The organism is Deltaproteobacteria bacterium (genome assembly GCA_003696105.1).
Taxonomy (GTDB): Bacteria; Myxococcota_A; Polyangia; order Haliangiales; family J016; genus J016.
In genome coordinates, this window is sequence record RFGE01000103.1 from 1 (window position 1) to 17,665 (window position 17,665).

At 72.6% G+C, this 17,665-nt stretch carries 11 protein-coding genes; 7 read left to right on the plus strand and 4 right to left on the minus strand.

Annotated elements, in window-relative coordinates:
• Positions 1 to 126 precede the first annotated feature (126 nt).
• The gene (locus D6689_07035) at positions 127 to 1,443 is read right to left on the minus strand and encodes a DUF255 domain-containing protein (protein ID RMH42808.1); all 1,317 of its coding nucleotides are present in this window, start codon (positions 1,441 to 1,443) and stop codon (positions 127 to 129) included.
• 136 nt (positions 1,444 to 1,579) lie between these two features.
• On the opposite strand from D6689_07035, the gene pheA reads away from it, so the two are divergent.
• Genes pheA through aroA form a run of 4 tightly spaced genes read left to right on the plus strand, consistent with a single transcriptional unit; the run spans position 1,580 to position 6,019 of the window.
• Positions 1,580 to 2,677 carry a prephenate dehydratase gene (gene pheA / locus D6689_07040; protein ID RMH42809.1) on the plus strand — a complete coding sequence of 366 codons (1,098 nt, stop codon included), beginning with the start codon at positions 1,580 to 1,582 and terminating at the stop codon, positions 2,675 to 2,677.
• Positions 2,670 to 3,785 (plus strand): histidinol-phosphate transaminase, encoded by a 1,116-nt coding sequence (locus D6689_07045; GenBank protein RMH42810.1) that lies wholly within the window; start codon positions 2,670 to 2,672, stop codon positions 3,783 to 3,785. The genes pheA and D6689_07045 overlap by 8 nt, the downstream gene beginning before the upstream one ends.
• Complete coding sequence (locus D6689_07050; protein RMH42811.1) at positions 3,785 to 4,666, plus strand: hypothetical protein; 882 nt, start codon at positions 3,785 to 3,787, stop codon at positions 4,664 to 4,666. The genes D6689_07045 and D6689_07050 overlap by 1 nt, the downstream gene beginning before the upstream one ends.
• A 30-nt stretch (positions 4,667 to 4,696) precedes the next feature.
• Positions 4,697 to 6,019: a 3-phosphoshikimate 1-carboxyvinyltransferase gene (gene aroA / locus D6689_07055; GenBank protein ID RMH42812.1), complete on the plus strand. Its 1,323-nt coding sequence runs from the start codon at positions 4,697 to 4,699 to the stop codon at positions 6,017 to 6,019.
• 34 nt (positions 6,020 to 6,053) lie between these two features.
• Here aroA and D6689_07060 read toward each other — a convergent pair whose 3' ends face one another.
• On the minus strand, positions 6,054 to 7,388 hold the full coding sequence (locus D6689_07060; GenBank protein RMH42813.1) for a hypothetical protein: 1,335 nt from the start codon (positions 7,386 to 7,388) through the stop codon (positions 6,054 to 6,056).
• A 196-nt stretch (positions 7,389 to 7,584) separates the two neighbouring features.
• Here D6689_07060 and D6689_07065 point away from each other — a divergent pair, with 196 nt between their 5' ends.
• The 3 genes from D6689_07065 (at position 7,585) to D6689_07075 (ending at position 9,532) form a co-directional block, all read left to right on the plus strand.
• On the plus strand, positions 7,585 to 7,971 hold the full coding sequence (locus D6689_07065; GenBank protein RMH42814.1) for a hypothetical protein: 387 nt from the start codon (positions 7,585 to 7,587) through the stop codon (positions 7,969 to 7,971).
• 21 nt (positions 7,972 to 7,992) lie between these two features.
• Positions 7,993 to 8,481, plus strand: a complete 489-nt coding sequence (locus tag D6689_07070; protein RMH42815.1) for an acyl-CoA thioesterase — start codon at positions 7,993 to 7,995, stop codon at positions 8,479 to 8,481.
• Between the two features lie 247 nt (positions 8,482 to 8,728).
• Positions 8,729 to 9,532, plus strand: a complete 804-nt coding sequence (locus D6689_07075) for a hypothetical protein (protein ID RMH42816.1) — start codon at positions 8,729 to 8,731, stop codon at positions 9,530 to 9,532.
• Between the two features lie 410 nt (positions 9,533 to 9,942).
• On the opposite strand, the gene D6689_07080 is transcribed toward D6689_07075, so the two are convergent.
• Positions 9,943 to 13,065, minus strand: coding sequence for an outer membrane protein assembly factor (locus D6689_07080; GenBank protein ID RMH42817.1), 3,123 nt, complete (start codon positions 13,063 to 13,065; stop codon positions 9,943 to 9,945).
• Positions 13,062 to 17,549: a hypothetical protein gene (locus tag D6689_07085; protein RMH42818.1), complete on the minus strand. Its 4,488-nt coding sequence runs from the start codon at positions 17,547 to 17,549 to the stop codon at positions 13,062 to 13,064. The genes D6689_07080 and D6689_07085 overlap by 4 nt, the downstream gene beginning before the upstream one ends.
• Between the last annotated feature and the right edge of the window lie 116 nt (positions 17,550 to 17,665).

Here is a 17,665-nt window from a genome sequence, read left to right on the forward strand (position 1 = left end):
CCGCCGCGGCATCGGGCGCGGCGTCGGTCGTCGCATCGGCGGCCGGCGAGCCGCCGTCGCCGCAGCCGGCGCATGCGAGCGCCAGGGCGGCCGCCGCGCGCGCGGCCGATCGACCGGCGGCCACCGTCAGCTCCCCGGCGGGTGCGCTGCCACGACCTCGGCCAGTACGCGGCGGAACCCGTCCACGCTCGGGTCCTTGTCGGCGTAGCGGCCGAGTTCTCGCCCGTCGGCGTCGGCGAAGATCACCGTCGGCAGGGTGTGGGCGCCCCACTTGGCACGAAGCGCCTCGTTGCGTTCGGTGGGGTCGGTGACGTCGATCTTCAGCGGCACGAACGCGCTCGTGATGTCGTCGTACAGCTCATCGGAGCCGAAAATCTTTTCGACCTTGCGGCACGGCACGCACCACTCGGCGCCGACGTCGATCAGGACGTGCTTGCCGGCGGCGCGCGCTTCGGCGAATGCGACTTGCTCGTCGTGGCGCCACGCGAGCGCGCGCTTCGGCGCCAGGTACCACGCGACCAGCGCGAACAGCCCGCCGGTCATGAGGGCGACGCCCGCGGCCTTGCGGAGCTTGTGCCGGGCACTGCCGTGAAACGACAGGTGAATGGCGCCGACGGCGGCGCCGGCGAGGGCGACCGCGACGGCGCCCGCCGCGAAGCCGGCGGACGGCTGGATGATGCGGGTGAGCGCCGGCGCGATCGGGATGAGGAAATAGCCGGCCATCACCAGCAGCACGACCCCGCCGAGGCTCTTGACGGCCTCCATCCATGGGCCGCTTTTGGGCAGCGACACGGCGAACACCGCCAGCACCCAGAACAGCAGCCCCATGCCGAGCGCGTACGTGAACATGATCGCCGCGCCGAGCGGTACGTTCTGGCCCTTGGCGATCATGAGGATGATGCCGGCGGCGAACGCGCCGGTACACGGCGCCGCGACGACGCCGAGGACGAGGCCGAGGGCGAACGACCCGCCGACGCCCTTGCCGCCGACGCGATTGAGCCGCTGTTGGAGGCCGTGGGGCAGGCGCAGCTCGAACGCGCCGAACATCGACGCCGCGAGGGCGACGAGAACCCCGGCGATCGGGACGATCACCCACGGGTTGGCGAGCAGCTCGTTGCTCTGCTTGCCCGCGAGCGCGAACGCGACGCCCAAAACGGTGTACAAGGTGCAGATGCCGAGGACGAACGCGGTCGCCAGCAGCATCGCCCGGCGCCGCGTGACGGCTTCGTCGCGCGCGCCGAACACGGCGACGATGATCGGGGCCATCGGGTAGACGCACGGGGTGAGCGAGGTCAGGAAGCCCCAGCCGAACGCGGCGAGAAACGCCCAGACCATCCCGTCGGCGAGGATGTCGGGCACGTCGCCGCCGGTGCCGGCGGCGTGGGCCGCGGCCGGGGCGGCGAGCGCGGCGAGCGCGGCAACTACGGATCCGAACGGTCGCATGGTGTCCTATCGATGCGCGATGACGGCAAACGTTACGCGGCGACGGCGTGCGGTGCGTCTGGCGGAGCCGGCGCCGCCGGGCGATGGGAGGTTCGCATCATCGGTCTGCCACTAACTATAGTAAAGTCCGCGGCCGATGGCCGGCGACGACGACGAACTGGCCCGGCTTCGGGCCGAACTCGACGCCGTGGACGACGAGATTTTGGCGGCCCTCAACCGCCGGGCGGCGATCGTCGAGCGCGTGGCGGCCCACAAACGGGCCACCGGCGCGCCGTACTACGTCGCCGACCGCGAGCGCCAGATCATCGAGCGGCTGACGGCGGCCAACCCCGGCCCGTTTCCGACCGCCGCCATCCGCCCGGTCGTCCAGGAGATCGTGAGCGCGTGCCGCAGCCTGGAAAAGGGCGTGCGGGTCGCGTATCTCGGCCCCGAGGGCACGTTCACCCACCAGGCGGCCAAGCTCCACTTTGGCGCGTCGTGCCGGGCGGTGCCCGCGGGCACGATCGCGGCGGTGTTCGCCGAGGTGACCCGCGGTCAGGCCGACTTCGGGGTCGTTCCCGTCGAGAACTCGAGCGAGGGGATCGTGTCGCACACGCTCGACGAGTTCGTCGACCGCGACCTGCAGATCGTCGCAGAGGTGTTCGTGCAGGTCAGCCACTGCCTGCTCGTACACCACGACATCGACGAGGGCGCCATCGCGCGCGTCTACTCGCACCCGCAGGCGCTCGCGCAGTGCCGCGGGTGGCTGCGCGCCAACCTGCCGCGGGCCGCGCTGGTCGAGACGACGTCGACCGCGGACGCCGCGCGCGCGGCGCAGACCGACGCGGCCGGTGCGGCGATCGCGTCGGAGCTGGCCGCGAAGCTGTACGATCTGCGCGTGTTGCGCCGGCAGCTGCAGGACGTGGCCGACAACCGGACGCGGTTCCTCGTCGTCGGGCCACCGTCCGCCGCGCCGCCGCCGACCGGGCGCGACAAGACCAGCGCGCTGCTGGTGCTGCGCGACAAGCCCGGCGCGCTGTACGAGGCGCTCAAGCCGCTGTCCGAGGCGGGCGTCAACCTCACCAAGATCGAGAGCCGGCCGTCGCGGCGGCGGCCGTGGGAATACGTGTTCTTTCTCGACATGGACGGCCATGCCGCCGATCCGGCGCTGCGCGACGTGCTCGACGCGGTGGCGGCGTGGTGCGAGCAGTTCAAGGTGCTCGGCTCCTACCCGAAGGTGAACTCCGATGGCTGACCCGTTCGACGACCTCGTACCGCCCTACATCCAGTCGCTGCGCCCGTATCAGCCGGGCAAACCGGTGGACGAGCTCGAGCGGGAACTCGGCATCGACGGCGCCATCAAGATCGCGTCGAACGAAAACCCGCTCGGTCCGTCGCCCAAGGCCGTCGACGCCGCGCGCGCCGCCGTGGCCGACTGCCATCTGTACCCGGACGGCGGCGCGTGGAAGCTGCGCCGCGCGCTCGCCGAGCGGCTCGGCGTCGGCCACGACGAGATCGTGTTCGGCGCGGGGTCCAACGAGATCATCGGCATGATCGTCAAGGCATTCTGTCGGCCCGGCGCGGACGAGGTGCTCGCGCACCGGTATGCGTTTTTGAGCTACCGGCTGTTTTCGCAGATGCACGGGGTCGACTTCGTCGAGGCTGACGTCCACGACGACCTTCGCTGCGACGTGGACGCGCTGATCGACCGGATGTCGGCGCGCACCCGCGTCATCTTCCTGGCCAACCCGAACAACCCGACGGGCGCGTACGTGCCGCGTCCCGAGTTCGAGCGCATCCTCGAGGCGGCGCCGCCGCGCGCGCTCGTCGTGGTCGACGAGGCGTATCACGAGTACGCGGTCGCGCTGGCCGACGATTACCCGCGGTCGCAGGACTACCGAGCCGACCGGCCGCTGCTCGTGACGCTGCGGACGTTCTCCAAAATCTACGGCCTCGCCGGACTGCGCATCGGCTACGCCGTGTGTGCGCCGCGCGTGGCCAACTACCTCGAACGCGTGCGGCGCCCGTTCAACGCGGCGTCGGTGGCGCAGGCTGCGGCGCTGGCGGCCCTCGACGACGACGCCCACGTCGATCGCAGCCGCGCGCACAACGCGGCGGCGATCGACGGCCTGCGCGCCGCGGTGGAGGAACTGGGCCTGCGCGCCTATCCGTCGGTCGCCAACTTCGTGCTCGCCGGCGTCGGTCGCGACGCGGCACCGGTCTACGACGCGCTGCTGCGCCGCGGCGTGATCGTGCGGCCGATGGCCGCGTGGGGCTTGCCGCATCACCTGCGCATCTCGGCGGCCGGTGCCGGCGACACGGCGCGGGTGGCGGCGGCGCTGCGCGACGTGTTGGCGGCGTGATGCGCGCGGCGCGGTGGGCGGCGGCTGCCGCGATCGCCGCCGCGGCGTGCGGCGGGCCGGCGGCGCGACCGCCGGAGCCCGTGCCGCAGGCGGCGCGACCGCGGCTGCCGACCGCCGGCGATCCGCTGCTGGCGTGGCTGCCCGCCGGCGCGAACGTGGTCGTCGAACTGGACCTGGCGCGGCTGCGGAGCAATCCGGTCGTGGGGCCGGTCGCCGCCGCCGCCGCGACGCAGCTGCCCGCGCGGATGTCTGGACTGGCGGGCGCCGACGTGGTCGTTCTGGCCGCTTACGCCGTGGGCGGCGCGGAGGCCGACAGCGTGCTGCTGGTGCGCGGCGGCGGCGCCCCGCCGGCTACCGCGGTGGCGCTCGACGCGGGCGTCGTGGCGCTCGGCCCGCCCGCGCTGGTCGCTCGCGTCGAAGCGGTTCGGGCAGGCCGGGGGCGCGCCGTCGCCGAAGACGACGTGTTCATGCGCCTGCGCGACGCGGCGATGCCCGAACGGGCCGGGGCGGCCACCGTGCGGGTGACCGCGCGCCTGGACTTCGACGCGCGGCTCGGGCTCGCGCGGCTGCTCGGCGCGGACGACGTGCCCGCGTCCGCGTCCGTGTGGGCGGACGTCGTCGACGATGCCGCCGCGGTCGCCGTCCTCGCGGGCGAGCGCGCCGGCGACGGACGCGCGCTGGCGGCGGCGATCGACCGATGGCGGGCGCGGTGGGCGGCGGATCCGCGCGCGCGCGCCGCCGGGGTCGCGCAGCTCGCCGACCGCGTGCGCGTCGACGAGCGCGGCGCGGTCGCGCGCGCGGTGTGGGTGGTCGGCCCGCGCGCGCTGCGGCGGACCGCGCGGCGACTCGCGCGCCGCCTCGGCGCTCCGCCCGGCAGTTGAACGCCGGCGATCCATGCGTTACACAGGGCCGTGCGTTCGTATCGCATCGAGCCGGCGGCGGGCCCTCTGTCGGGCACGCTGCGCGCGCCGGGCGACAAGTCGATCGGCCACCGCGCCGTGCTGCTCGCGGCGATCGCCGACGGGCCGGTGACCGTCACCGGCCTCGGTGCCGGCGCCGACAATCGCGCGACGGCGCGCGCGATGCGCCAGATGGGGGTCGAGTTCGACCGGCGCGGCGACGAGCTGGTCGTGCAGGGGGTCGGCCTCCACGGCCTGCGCGCGCCCGCGGCCGCGATCGACTGCGGCAACTCCGGGACGACCATGCGGCTGCTGTGCGGGTTGTTGTCGGCGCAACCATTTGCTGCGACCCTCACGGGCGACGCATCGCTGCGGCGCCGGCCGATGGCGCGGGTGGTCGAGCCGCTTCGCCGGATGGGCGCCGACATCACCGGGGACACGGCGCCGGTGCGCATACGGCCGGCGGCCGGGCCGCTGCGCGGCATCGACTACGCGCTGCCGGTCGCGTCGGCGCAGGTCAAAAGCGCGCTGCTGCTCGCCGGATTGTACGCGGACGGCGCCACGCGCATCGCCGAGCCCGGCCCGTCGCGCGACCACACGGAGCGGATGCTGCGGTTTCTCGGCGCGCCCGTGCGGGCCGAGCCGGGCCGCGTCACCGTGCTCGACCCCGCGGGTTGGGATCGGCGTCTCGCCGCGCGGTCGCTGGCGGTGCCCGGCGACCCGTCGTCGGCGGCGTTCGCGATCGCGGCGGCGGTCGTCGCCGGCGGCGCGCCGGTGCGCGTGCGCGGCGTGTGTCTCAACCCGACCCGCACCGGCTTCATCGACGCGCTGCGCGCGATGGGCGCGGATGTGCGGGTCGACGGCGCCGGCGAGCGCGGCGGCGAGACGGTCGGCGATGTCGTCGTCGACGGCCGGGCCGCCGGCCTGCGCGGCATCGAGGTCGGACGCGATCTGCTCGTGCGCTGCGTCGACGAGGTGCCGGTGCTCGCGGCAGTCGCCGCGGTTGCGGACGGCGAGACGTGGTTTCGCGACGCGGCCGAGCTGCGCGTCAAGGAGTCGGACCGGATCGCGACGACCGCGGCGATGTTGCGCGCGTTCGGCGTCGAGGTCGACGAGCGCGACGACGCCCTCGGCGTGCGCGGTCGCGCCGGTGCGCCGCTGGCGGCGGCCGACGTCGACGCCGCGGGCGATCACCGCATCGCGATGGCGGCGGTCGTGGCGGCTCTCGCGGCGGACGGGCCGTGCCGCGTGCGCGACGTCGCGAACGTGGCGACGAGCTACCCCGAGTTCGCGGACCACATGCGCGCGCTCGGCGTGACGCTCACCGAGGCGTGACGCCGCGGCGCGAGCCGGGCCGCTCGCCGCCCGGTCAGTCGACGTTCGGACATCGACCGGCGGGCGTGTCGTCGTTCGGGTCGAACACCTGCGTGAACGGCGTGCAGGCCGCGTCTCCGCCGGCGCAGCGGACGACCAGCCGCTGGCCCGGGTAGTCGATGTCCAACCGGACGGCGCGCAGCGCGTCCAGTCCGAGCAATCCGTCGACTTCGGCCTGCCGCGGGCGAAGTTCGGCGCGCAGCGCCTGGAGCAGCGGGTGCCCGTCCGGGACCACGGCAACCGGAATGCCGCCGCCGGGCTCGAACTGGACCGCGGCCGCCGCGCGGCACCGGCGGTCGCCGCCGCCGCACGGGCAGTCGGCGCCGCCGGCGCAGCCGCCCTGTTGCATCCACCACACCGCGCGGCGCTCTTCGCACGGCCCGCGCGCCTCCCCGGCGGTGCGGCCCACGATCGCGATGCGACGGAGGGTCGCGACGCGCGCGACGCTGGCGACGCCGGGCAGGCGCAGGCACGCGGCCGGGAGCAGCTCGTACGGCACGGGCGGGTCCAGCCGCGCGTCGGGGCCGGCGCACAGCCCGGGCTCGGCGGCGCAGGCGGCGTCGACCTGCGCCGCGTAACGCCGGTACGCCGACTCCGACACCACCGTCGGGCCGATCCCGGTCGCGAGCAGCAGCAGCAGATCCGTCCCCGACGGGCGCGATGCGTTCGCCGGATCGAAATCCGCGCACGCGCGCAGCGGAATGCGCGTCGGCGGAAGCGGCACCTCGCCCCCCTCGATTTCGATGGTCGACCCGCCCGCGAGCGCGGCGGCGATGACGGCGTCGCCGGCTCGGCAGTGGTGCGCGTCGGCGCCCGCGATGTCCGGGAACAACTGGATCACGGCCGCGCCGGCGCCGCGAAGATCGACGCGCAGGGCGGTCTGCGACAGCAGGTCGCCGCCGAGGATGGCTCGGAACCGTACGCCGTCCGACCCCGGGTCGACGGGACACGCGCCGGCGACGAGGGGTTCGGTGCCCACCGCGCAGGGGCTCGCCGACGGATCGCACGGGTGGTGTTCGAGGATCGGGACCGCGTCGAATCGGGCGCGCGCGACCGGCTCGGGGCCGGCCGAGACGACCTCGACCGTTGCCCGCAGGCGGCGCGGCGCCGGGACCGGCTCGCCGGGAACCGATGGATCGAGGAGCGTCACCGGCGACAGGGTGTCGACCAGGGCGGGCAGCGGACCGACGTCACCGGCGCGCAGGCCGAGCGTCAGCGGGCCTCCCGCTCGGCTCGCCGGGATCGGGAACGGGTCGATGTCCGGGCCGAACTCGTCGTCGCAGCCGGCGACCGCGGCGACGGCCGCGGCGATCAGGACGGTCGCACGCACGCGGCCGCAGCCTAGCACCGAGACCGGCGCGGGCGGCAGCGCGCGGGCCGCCGGGGCGAAAACGGACGCGATCGCGCAACCTTCGAGCGCGGGGCCGACACCCGGATCGGGGACCGGCCGCCCCGCCGGTCCGTTGCGAGGAAACGGGATTTCACCGGGTTGGAGTTGGCACCGCGTTCGCACTACCGGGGCTCGCATGTCTGGCGACTTCAAGGCTGTCTGCTACAAGTGCTCGTACGTCGGGCGCGCCGGGCAGGCCACGCACTGCCCGATTTGCCGGTTCCCGCTGATCGTCGAGGCGGGCGCCCCTCCCGAGGTCGCCCCGATGATCGAGCACATCTTCGACCGCGCGTCGGTGCACCTTGGCGCGCCGCCCCTGCCGGGCGTCGACGACGGGCCGCGCAAGGCCGTGCTCCTGATGGAGGCGCGCCGGCGTCGCATTGCGCGCCAGCGGCGGCTCGAGACGCAGCGCAAGCTGGAGGCCGAGCGCCGGCGCGCCCGCTGGACCCTCGGTGCGGTCGGCGTGAGCGCGGGCGTCGTCGCGGGCGTCGTCGCGGCGCTGTTGGTGAGTGGCGGACTGTAGGGCCGTGCTACATAGGCGGCGATGGAACTCACTCCGTTGCCGCCGGCCGCCAGCCGCTGCGTCATGACGCAGCTGGCGATGCCCGGCCACACCAACGGCGCGTCGGGCGTGTTGTTCGGCGGGATCCTCATGCAGTGGATCGACGTGTGCGCGGGCGTCGCGGCGATGCGCCACGCGGGGGGACCCGCGGTGACCGCGTCGATCGATCGGCTCGATTTCTTGTCGCCGGTGCGGGTCGGCGACGTCGTCGTGTTGCAGGCGCAGGTCAACTACGCCGCGCGCACGTCCATGGAGGTCGGCTGTCGCGTCGAGACCGAGGATCCGAGAACGCGCGCCCGGCGCTACACGACCAAGGCCTACCTCACGTTCGTCGCGATCGATGCCGACGGCAGACCGCGCCCCGTGCCTCCGGTCGCACCGATGACCGACGAGGACCGGCGGCGCCACCGCGAGGCGGCCGCGCGCCGGCGCGAGCGGCTGCGGGCCGCCGGCCGGGGAGGGGACGACTAGCGACAGCCCCTGGGAGGCTGTCGCGCATCGCCGCCGGCTCCGGTCGCGATCGGCGGGCGGTCTTCGGCGTACGTCCTCGCGCCCTTCGGTACCGTATGGTGATACGGGCCCTCGTGCGCTGCGGGCGTGCGCCGAACCTCGCCTCGCAGCTCGCAACCTCGCTGGCGCGCCGATACACTACAGCCTCCTGGCCAGCGGCCGCGCCGCCGGCGATCGGCGAGGCGCCGGCCGCACGTTCGGAGGAGCGATGCCATTTGCGTCACTACATGTCGACCAGAGCGGTTGGGGGTGCGTCCGGGTGACCGGCCCCGATCGCATTCGGTTCCTGCAGGGAATGTGCACGGCCAACATTGCCGCCCTCGGCGACGGCCAGTGGACCCGCGCGTGCATGCTCGACGCCAAGGGGCACCTCGTGTCGGTGTTCGATGCGCTGGTGCGCGCCGAGGACGTGCTGTTGCTGTGCCAGCCGGGGGTGGCCGAGGCGACGCGCGATCGGCTCGCGCGCCACGCGATCATGGACGAGGTCGACTTCGAACTCGCCGACGTCCCCGTTCACCGCGTGTGGGCGGCGCCGCAGGACGTGTGGTCGGCGCCGCCGGTGCTGGCGCCGTGCCCGGAGCCGGTCGCGCCGCCCGAGGCGGTGGACATCCGGCGCATCGAGGCCGGGCTGCCGCTTTTCGGCGTGGACGTCGACGACAAAAGCTTTCCGTTCGAGTCGCCGCTGCGCGCGACGATCGACTACGACAAGGGCTGCTACCTCGGGCAGGAGCCGGTCGCGCGCGTCCGCCATCAGGGGCGACCGGCGTGGGAACTGGTCGGCCTGCGGTTTGCGGGCGACGAGCCGCCGCCGGACCGGGGATCGCCGGTCGCGCACGCCGACCGCCCGGACGCCGGGCACGTGACCTCGTCGGCTCGGTCGCCGGTGTTCGGGCCGATCGCGCTCGCGCGCCTCCGGCGGGCCGCGGCGGAGCCCGGCACCCGGGTTCAGGTCGCCGGCCGGGAGGCCATCGTGTGCGCGCTACCGTTTGACACGCGGCCCGAGGCCGGGTAATTCCAGCGTCCTATGGGTCGTGGAGACAACCGCCAGACGATGAAGATGCGGCGCCGCAAGCGCCAGCGCAAAAAGAAGGCGCGCGAAAAGCGCAAGATCGAACAGGCGAAGGCCTCCGGCAAGTAGCCGCGCGCCGCCCGTGTGCGTGTCGCCGCCGGGAGGCCGCCGCCGCCCGCAGCGCGTCGACGCGCCGTGTGCAGCCCCGGGCGAGGCGCGGGCCGCTGCGATGCCCGCGCGCTGGCGGTGAACCCGGGGGGCGTCCGGCTCGATCGCCGACCGGCGATGCAGCGTACCGTCGGCCGCGGCCACCGCGGGCAGCGGCGCTGCGGCGGCGCGGCCGCCCCGAAAGCGTGTGGCGGCGCGGCCGCCCTATCGCGGCGTCGCGGGGCACCGAGCGCCGCGGAGCCGCCTTACTTGAACACGAACCCGAGGTTGAGGTGCAGCCGGCCGCGCGGGTTGTCTCCGACCTGCGGGTCCAGCGGGACCGCCCACTCGAAGGAAAACGACCCGACCGGTGTGACCAGCCGCCAGAACGCGACGCCGATCGAGTGACGCAGCTGGCGCAACTGAAAGTCCTCGAGCGAGTTCGTGACCAACCCGGTGTCGAGGAACAGGGCGGACGCCCACGGCAGCCCGCCGATGAAGCTGTGGTCCCACACCTGGACCTGCAACTCCACGTTGTGGATGAGGCGGATGTTGCCGCCGGCCGGCAGCACGCGGAACTGCGGGACGCCGCCGATCGGCGGCAGGGGCGTCTCGACGATCTCCGTGAGCAGTCGATCCTCCTCGAAGCCGCGCACGGTGGTGTCGCCGCCGGCGAAGAAGCGCTCCACCTCGGGCAGGACCACGGCCCCTCCCAGCGGAATGCCGTGGTCGTAGCGCAAGCCATTGGTGAGCAAGAAGCGGCGGCCGAGCTTCCAGTAGTGCAGCCCCTTGAACCCGAGTTTGACGAACCGGTCGTCGCCGCCGAGCGCCTCGTCGGCGAACAGCGCGCTGAGTTCGATGCGCCAGCCGCGCTCCGGAGCCAACGGGTTCCGCCGCCCCTGGGCGTCGGTGCGCCGGTCGAGCACGAACTGGGGCCCCACGGCGCCGGTGCGCGTGCGGACGCGCGTCTTCTCGATGTCGTCGTTCGGTCCGGCGACGCGCACGAGTTCCTCTTCGCGATTGCGCTGGCGGAAGTTGTATCGCAGTCCGACGAACCAACCATCCCACTCGCCGCCGGACTGACCCTCGAGCGCCGCGCCGACCGTCGCGCCGAAGCTCGTGAGGTTGCCGAACCGCGGGGTGAGTTCGTTGGCGAGGAAGCCCGCGATCTCGGTGCGGAAGCCGAGTCCGAGCCAGTGGCGCTGGACCCAGCGCGGCAGCAACAGCTTGCTGTCGAGGCGTTGGCGCTGGCTGCCGGCGAGGCCGGTCACTTCGAACCGCACACCGGCCCCCCACATGTTCGGCGCGCGCGCGGTCGCTTCGGCAAATACGCCTTCGTCCGTCGATGCGCCCGCTCCCAGCGTGTAATCGAGCCAATAATCGTAGCGCTCCTGGACGTTGAGGACGACGTTGATCGTGTCGAGATTTCCGTCGTCGAGCCCCACGTAGTCGAACCTGACGTTGGAAAACAAACCTGAGGTGCGCAGGTTGCGCTGGGCCGATTCGGCGCGACCGAGGGTGAACTTGGCGCCTTCGGGGAGGTCCAGTTCTTCGCGGAGCACCCAGTCGCGGGTCTTGAAGTTCCCGCGGACGACGACCTTGCCGAACCGAGCAGAAATGCCTTCCGCGATCGTGTGCACGACCACGACGCGGTCGGGGCCGGTCCGCTGCGTGCGCGTGTCGACTTTCGCGTACGGAAAGCCGTTGCGGAAGTACCAGCGCCGGAGCGTCTCGCCGTCGGCGGCGGCCGCGTCCGGCGTGAACGCCGAACCGGGGCGCAGGCTGACGCGCTGTTGCAACTCGGCGGCGGTTTGCGTGTGGGCGCCCGAGAACACGAACCGGACGTCCTCGACGCGGTGGAGTTTGCCCTCGCGCACGATGAAGCGAACGAACAGGCCTTCGGCGGGCAGGTCGGCGAGAATTGCGGCGGCGAGTGCGGGCGCGCGGCCGACGAGCGACTGGGCGCGCGTCACGTCGTAGTCGACCTCGACGTCCGCATAGCCGCGCGACTGATACAGCGCGCGAATCCGCTGCGCGTCCTGCTCGAGTTGCACGGACGTCGCGTAGCCGCCGGACGCGAGCACGAACCGCGGAAACTCACGCGTTTTGATCGCGTCTCGCAACGTCGCGTCCGACAGAGCGTGGTTGCCGACGAATTCGATCTGCTTCACCTTGAGCTTCGGCCCCTCGGTGATCGTGAACACGATGCGATCGAAGGTCTGGTCCGGCATGCGGAACGACGCCCGCTCCCACAACACGGTCGCCTCGAAGTAGCCCTCGCTCTGGTAGAAGCGCTCGATCGCCTCGGCCGACCGCTGGATTTCAAAATCGTCGTAGGCACCCTCGTCGTCGAGCGTCAGCTGGTCGCGCAGGCGCGACTCGGAAATCGCGTCGTTCCCCTCGAAATAGACCTCGATGCGGCGTCGTTCGCGAATGATGACCGTAAAGTCGACCTCGCGGCGAGCGCGGTTGAAGCTGGTGTTGCGGTCGAAGTCGGTGCGCACGCGCACGCCCGGAAACCCGCGGCGCTGGTAGAGGTCCGCGACGCGATCGATGTCGCGTTTGAGCTGAGCGCGGTCGAAACGGCGCTCCCACCCGCGCCAGATCGGCCACAGCGCGAACCGCGTGTGGTGGAACATCCGCTTGATCTCGCTCGCGTCGACGTCGACGTTGCCGACGACGCGAATGCGACCGACGTAGTAGGGCGGGCCCGTGTCGACATGGACGACCAGTTTCGCCGCATCCGGTCCGTCCGCCACCGCGCTCACGCGAACCTTCGCCTCGAAGAAGCCGATGTCCGCGAGGTAGTCGCGCAACCGCTGAACCTCTTCGGCGAGGCGGCGACGCCGCTCGTCCGGATCGCGCGGCAACGGCTGGCCAACCTGCAATCGCAGGCGCCGGCGGACGTCCCGCTCGAACACCTTGTCTTGAACGAGCGTGTGCAACACGCCCGGGCCGTTGACGTGGATCGCGATGCGGCGTACCCGGGTCACCGGCGCGAGCGCCACCGTGACGACGACGCCGGAACCATCGGTGCGCTCGGTGACGCTCGCGTGGTAGCCGAGCGTCGCGCAGAACTCGACGACGGCGCGACGGCTGTCCGACGTCCATGCGTTGCCGACCGGCATGACCTGATCGAGAAACGCGCGCACGACCGACTCGGCTTCCAGCAGACGCCCGGTGACCTCGTAGCGCACCAGGGTGCGCAGCGGCGCCCTGACGTCGGGCAGCGGCGTGGCCACGGGGGCGGGGTTCTGCGCGCCGGGCGGCTGCGCGGGCGCCTTCGCAGGTTTGGGGGCGTCCGATCCGTCGCCGGCGGCCGACTGCGCGCGCGCGTCCGCGGCCACGGACAGGACGATCGCGGCGGCGACGGCGTGCGCGCGGATCATTCGCCGACTCTCCCCTTGACGCCCGCTTTGACGCGGTGACCGCGGAAGTCCTCGTCGGTGTCGTCGAAGAACTGCTTGAGCAGGTATTCGTACGCGAGCGACCACCGATCGGAAAGCTGATACTCCACCTGTGCGCTGAACGTGTAGCCCTGCAGCGTGCGCTCGAACTCCGTAAGCGCGCGCGCCTTGTTGCCGATGCGCTCCTCGACTCGGCCGCCGACGCCGGCCGTTCCTACCTCGAGGCGCACGACGTCCAAGCCGGTCGCATTGCGGAGCGGCTCCTCGACGAGCGCCGAAATGAAGTCCCCGAGATAATCCTTTGCGACCTGATCGAAGGCGCCGAGTCCCTCGGTGCGCGCCGTCGTTCGGCTGCCCTCGAAGTTCTCGTTGCCTGCAATGGGCTCATCGCCGAACAGCGAGCGCGTCTCCTCGGTCGTGCGGCCCGCGAACAACAGGGTCAGCGTTTGCGACTTGTTGAGCCCCGTGTTGGTGGTGTACAGGTCCCAGTTGAGGTTCGCGAGCGTCCCCTCGAGTGTCAGCACCACGTCGTGTTCCGTCCCGCGCGCGTCCAGGTAGGTCGCCTCGCTGCGGATGTCGATCGTCGGGTTGTCGTCCGGGAACTGTTTGAACCGCGAAAACAGGATTGCCCCCTCCGTGCGGTCGAAGCGGGTGCGCATGCCCTGGAACTTGAACGAGCCCTGTTGGACGCGGATCTCCCCGTCGAGCCGTGGGCGGCTCGGCGTGCCGGTGATCTCGATCTCGCCATCGAGATCGATGTCGGCGACGTTGTTCTTGATGGCGAATCCGCCCCCGGTCGTAACGCGCAGATCGATCTGCGCGTCGGCGAGCAGAGGAATCGCCTCGTAAAACGGCGGTTCGGTCTCTTGCACGCGCTCCGGCTTCAGCGCGGTGAGCAGCGGGTTGAATTTTTGAATGTAGCGCCCGTCGATGATGTCGAGTTGGCCGTAGATCTCCAGCCGATCGCGGTCGCCCAGAATGCGGAAGTTGCGCACGTCGACTTCCAGTTCGAGGATCCGCGGAATGCGGAACGGCAGGCCTTCGGCCGCGAGGGTGATGTCGACGTCGGCGGGTCGCCAGTCGTCCAGGCTCAGTTCGCCGCTGAGATCGAGGAGCTGGCCGGCGTCGTCGATCGTTCCGCCGAGTGATACGAACTCGACGACCTGGTCGTCGAAGTCGATTTCGCCGCGCGACAGCAGGACCTCGCGGCGAAGTCCGCGCGGCGTGAACGTCAGTGGATTGTCGCCGCCGAACGTCAAACGGCCGCTGATGTTCGGCATGCGGCCCGTGCCGTACAAGTCGATCTCGATTCCGGCGCTGCCGCTGGCGGCGGTGAATGCGTCCGGCGCCGCGACGTTCAGCAGCTTTCCGGCGACGCGACCCTCGAGCCGCAGGCCCCACGTCCGCGGTTCGAAGTCGTCCATGCCGACTGCGCCGCGCACTTCGAGGACATCCGTTTCTCCCGTGACGTCATCGTCGACCTCGATCGTGAAGCCGGTGAAGATGACGGACCGGTTCGTGACCTGCAGCTTGGCCATCGGGATGCGGATTTCGGCGTCTTGGCCGAGCGGGCGAACCGCGATGCCCTCGAGTTCGAGGATGCCGGTCACCGATGGCGCCGCGACCGGCCCGACGACGTCGATTGACGCGCGGGCGACGCCCTGTGCGCGCTCGAACACGTCGCGCAGGTAGGGCTGGAGCAGGCCGACATCGATGGCGCCCGCCACGTGTGCGTCGACGCGATCGCCGTCGATCCGGCCGGTCACGGTGAAATCGCCGGTGGGACCGCGGAACACGGCCGGCTCGACGAGCTGCGCCGTGTGGCCGTCGTAGCGGATGTCGACCGCGGACACGGCGCGCGCGCGGATCGGTCTCGGCCGCCCGTGGGGATCTTCGTCGTCCATGACGAGGACCAGTTCGGACAGATGAAGCGCGAATTCCGGCGGGCGGCCGGGGGCGACGACGAGGTGCTCGAACCGTCCGGTCATCCAACCGCGCACGCCGTAGCGCCGCGACCACTCGGGGAAGAACCGATCCAATTCGATGCGGCGAAACGCCACGTCGAGCTCGGCGCGCGGTTCGGGAGCGGTGTGCAGGACGCCGTCGACCGTCAGCGTGTCTTGAAACAGCGATCCGGACACGCGCATCTCGCCTTGCCCGGCCTCGGTCAACCGGAGATCTGCGGCGCCCAGAAACGCGTCCTTGAACCAGACGCGATCGAGCGACAGCGCGCCGGTGACCACAGGGACAGCCACGGTGCCGCCGAGCCGAAGGTCCGCGTCGGCGAGCCCGCCGATGCGGGCGCGCCCGCCGGCACCGGCCAGCATCGGCAGCGAATGGAGCGGAATGTCTCGAAGGCTCAGTGCGCCGGTCAATTCGCGGTGGGCGCCGACGGCCGCGTCGATGTCGACGCGGCCGCCGAGTCGGCGGTCGACGTGGAGCTGCACGGAGAGGGACCCGTCGGCCGCGGTCGCGCCATCGACAGTGAAGTGGTCGTAGGCATCGCCGGCGAGCACCAGATCGTCGACGCCGGCGCCAAACGTGGACACCGGGGCTGCGATCGGCCCCGACGCCGTCGCGTACACGTGCGCGACGCCGGAGACGGACTCGGACAGACCGGGAATTCGTCGCAGTTCCAGCCCCTGGCCGGACAGGCGGACGTTCTCCAGTCGCACGCGGCGTCCGCGAAGGGACACGGCGCCGCGCGCGGTCAGCCGGCCACCGAACGGCCGGGCGTCGGCGCGATCGATGACGATCCGGCCGTCGCGATAAGACCACGCGACGGTGGCGGACCCGATGTACGGGATGCCGCCGAGGGTGACGGCTGCCGCGGGAACGGCCGGGGCGGTGAGGGGACCGGCGATGCGGGCCGTGCCGTGCGCGCGGGCCGCGATTGGCGGATGCCCGAGCCGGCGCAGCCACGCGCGCAGGTCATCGGAGGCGAACGACAGGCCGAGGTCGACGGCGCGGGTGGCGAGATCGACCGTAGCGCGGCGCGACGCGACCCACGTGGCGCCGCGCGCGATGCGCAGACCGTCGGCGCGGACCTTGCCGCCGGCCAGTTCGACCGCGCCGCGCGCGCGCACGGCTCCGAGGTGCAGCGCGACCGGATCGAACCGCACGCCGCCCGGGATGGACCGGGCCGCGAGTCGACCGGACAGCATCGTTCCGGCGGTGAGCCGCGCCGTCGACCGTGCGATCCATGGTTGCAGCTGCAATGGACGGTCGATCGTGACGCGCGCGCGGAACGCCGCAGTCGGGTCGAGCGCGTAGTCGCCGGCCAGGTGGACGCTGCCGCCGGCCAGTTCCGCGCGCGCGTCGACGAGTTCCCCGGCGCGATCGGCCCGGCGGTACGTCGCCGTCGCCGTCGGAATCGCGATGTCGAGCGGGGGCCCCGCGGCGGACGGCCGGACGACGGCGCGGGCGTGCTCGACGGTGGCGCGGACGTCCGCGGCCGCCCGCGGTCCGGTGATCTCGATTCGCGCGCGGAGATCCTCGCCGGCTATCGCGCCGCCGGTGAGCGCGGCGGCAAGGCCCGCGGCGCGGTCGATGTGGACGTCGACCGCGTAGCGCCCGCCGTCGGCGCTGAGCCAATAGTCCTCGAGCCCGCCGGTCACGGTCAGCTCCGCGCCCTCGGCCGCGCGCGCCGTCGCCGACCACACGAGGTCGCGCGACCGGTCATCGTATCGCGGGACCGCCGGATCGTCCTTGGCGAGGGTCGCGACGCGGACGTCCTCGAGCGCGATCGACGGGGCGCCGGCGATCGCGAGCGCGCCGCGCGGGGCGCGGAGATCGGTGAGTCGATAGGAAAACCGCGCCTGCTCGTCGTGCGGTCCCTCCGGCTTGGCGTAGTACAGCCACCCCGTGGTGGTCGCGTCGTCGGCGCGCGCCCGGAAGCTCGGGAAGTCGAACTCGACGTCGACGCCGTCCACCGCGAAGTCGCGCAGGTCCCAGGTCGAGCTGCGCGCCAGGTCCTCCGCGCTGCCGGGCGGCGCCGGCGGGCGGTTCGAATAGAACGCGCCGATGAGGCTCACGACCGTGGTGTCGTCCGGGCTGGTCGGGTAGGGCTGGGGCTCCTCTCGGAGGAGCACCCAGCCGCCCCGCGGCGCGCGGATGTCGCGAAACACGTAATCGCGGCGCAGCGCGAAGTCGCGCAGCCGCATGCGCGTCGACAGCTCCGGCGCCGTCACGACCGGATCGCCGCTTGCGTCGTACACGGTCACGTCGCGCAAGGTCAGCCGGACCCAACCGCCGACCAGCAATCGCGGGGCGTCCGCGAGTGGCCACTCGATCGTGCGGACGGCGACGCGGCCGCGGATGCGCGCGTTGATGCGGTCGGTCACGAGGGATGCGAGGCGTTCGCCGTGAAACCAGATGCGCGCCACTGCGATCGCCGCGAGCGCCAGCAGCGCCGCCGCGATGGCCGCTCGGCGGCCCCGGCGGAGCCATTTCCGCTGTCGAGACAATGGCTTGGCGAAGCGGAGAGTAGCACGCGGGCGCGCGACGGGCCGTTGCGGTCGCGCGCAGCCGTGCCGCGCGGACGCGGGCGGCGGCCCGGCGCCGCCGCCGGCGATCCTGCGGC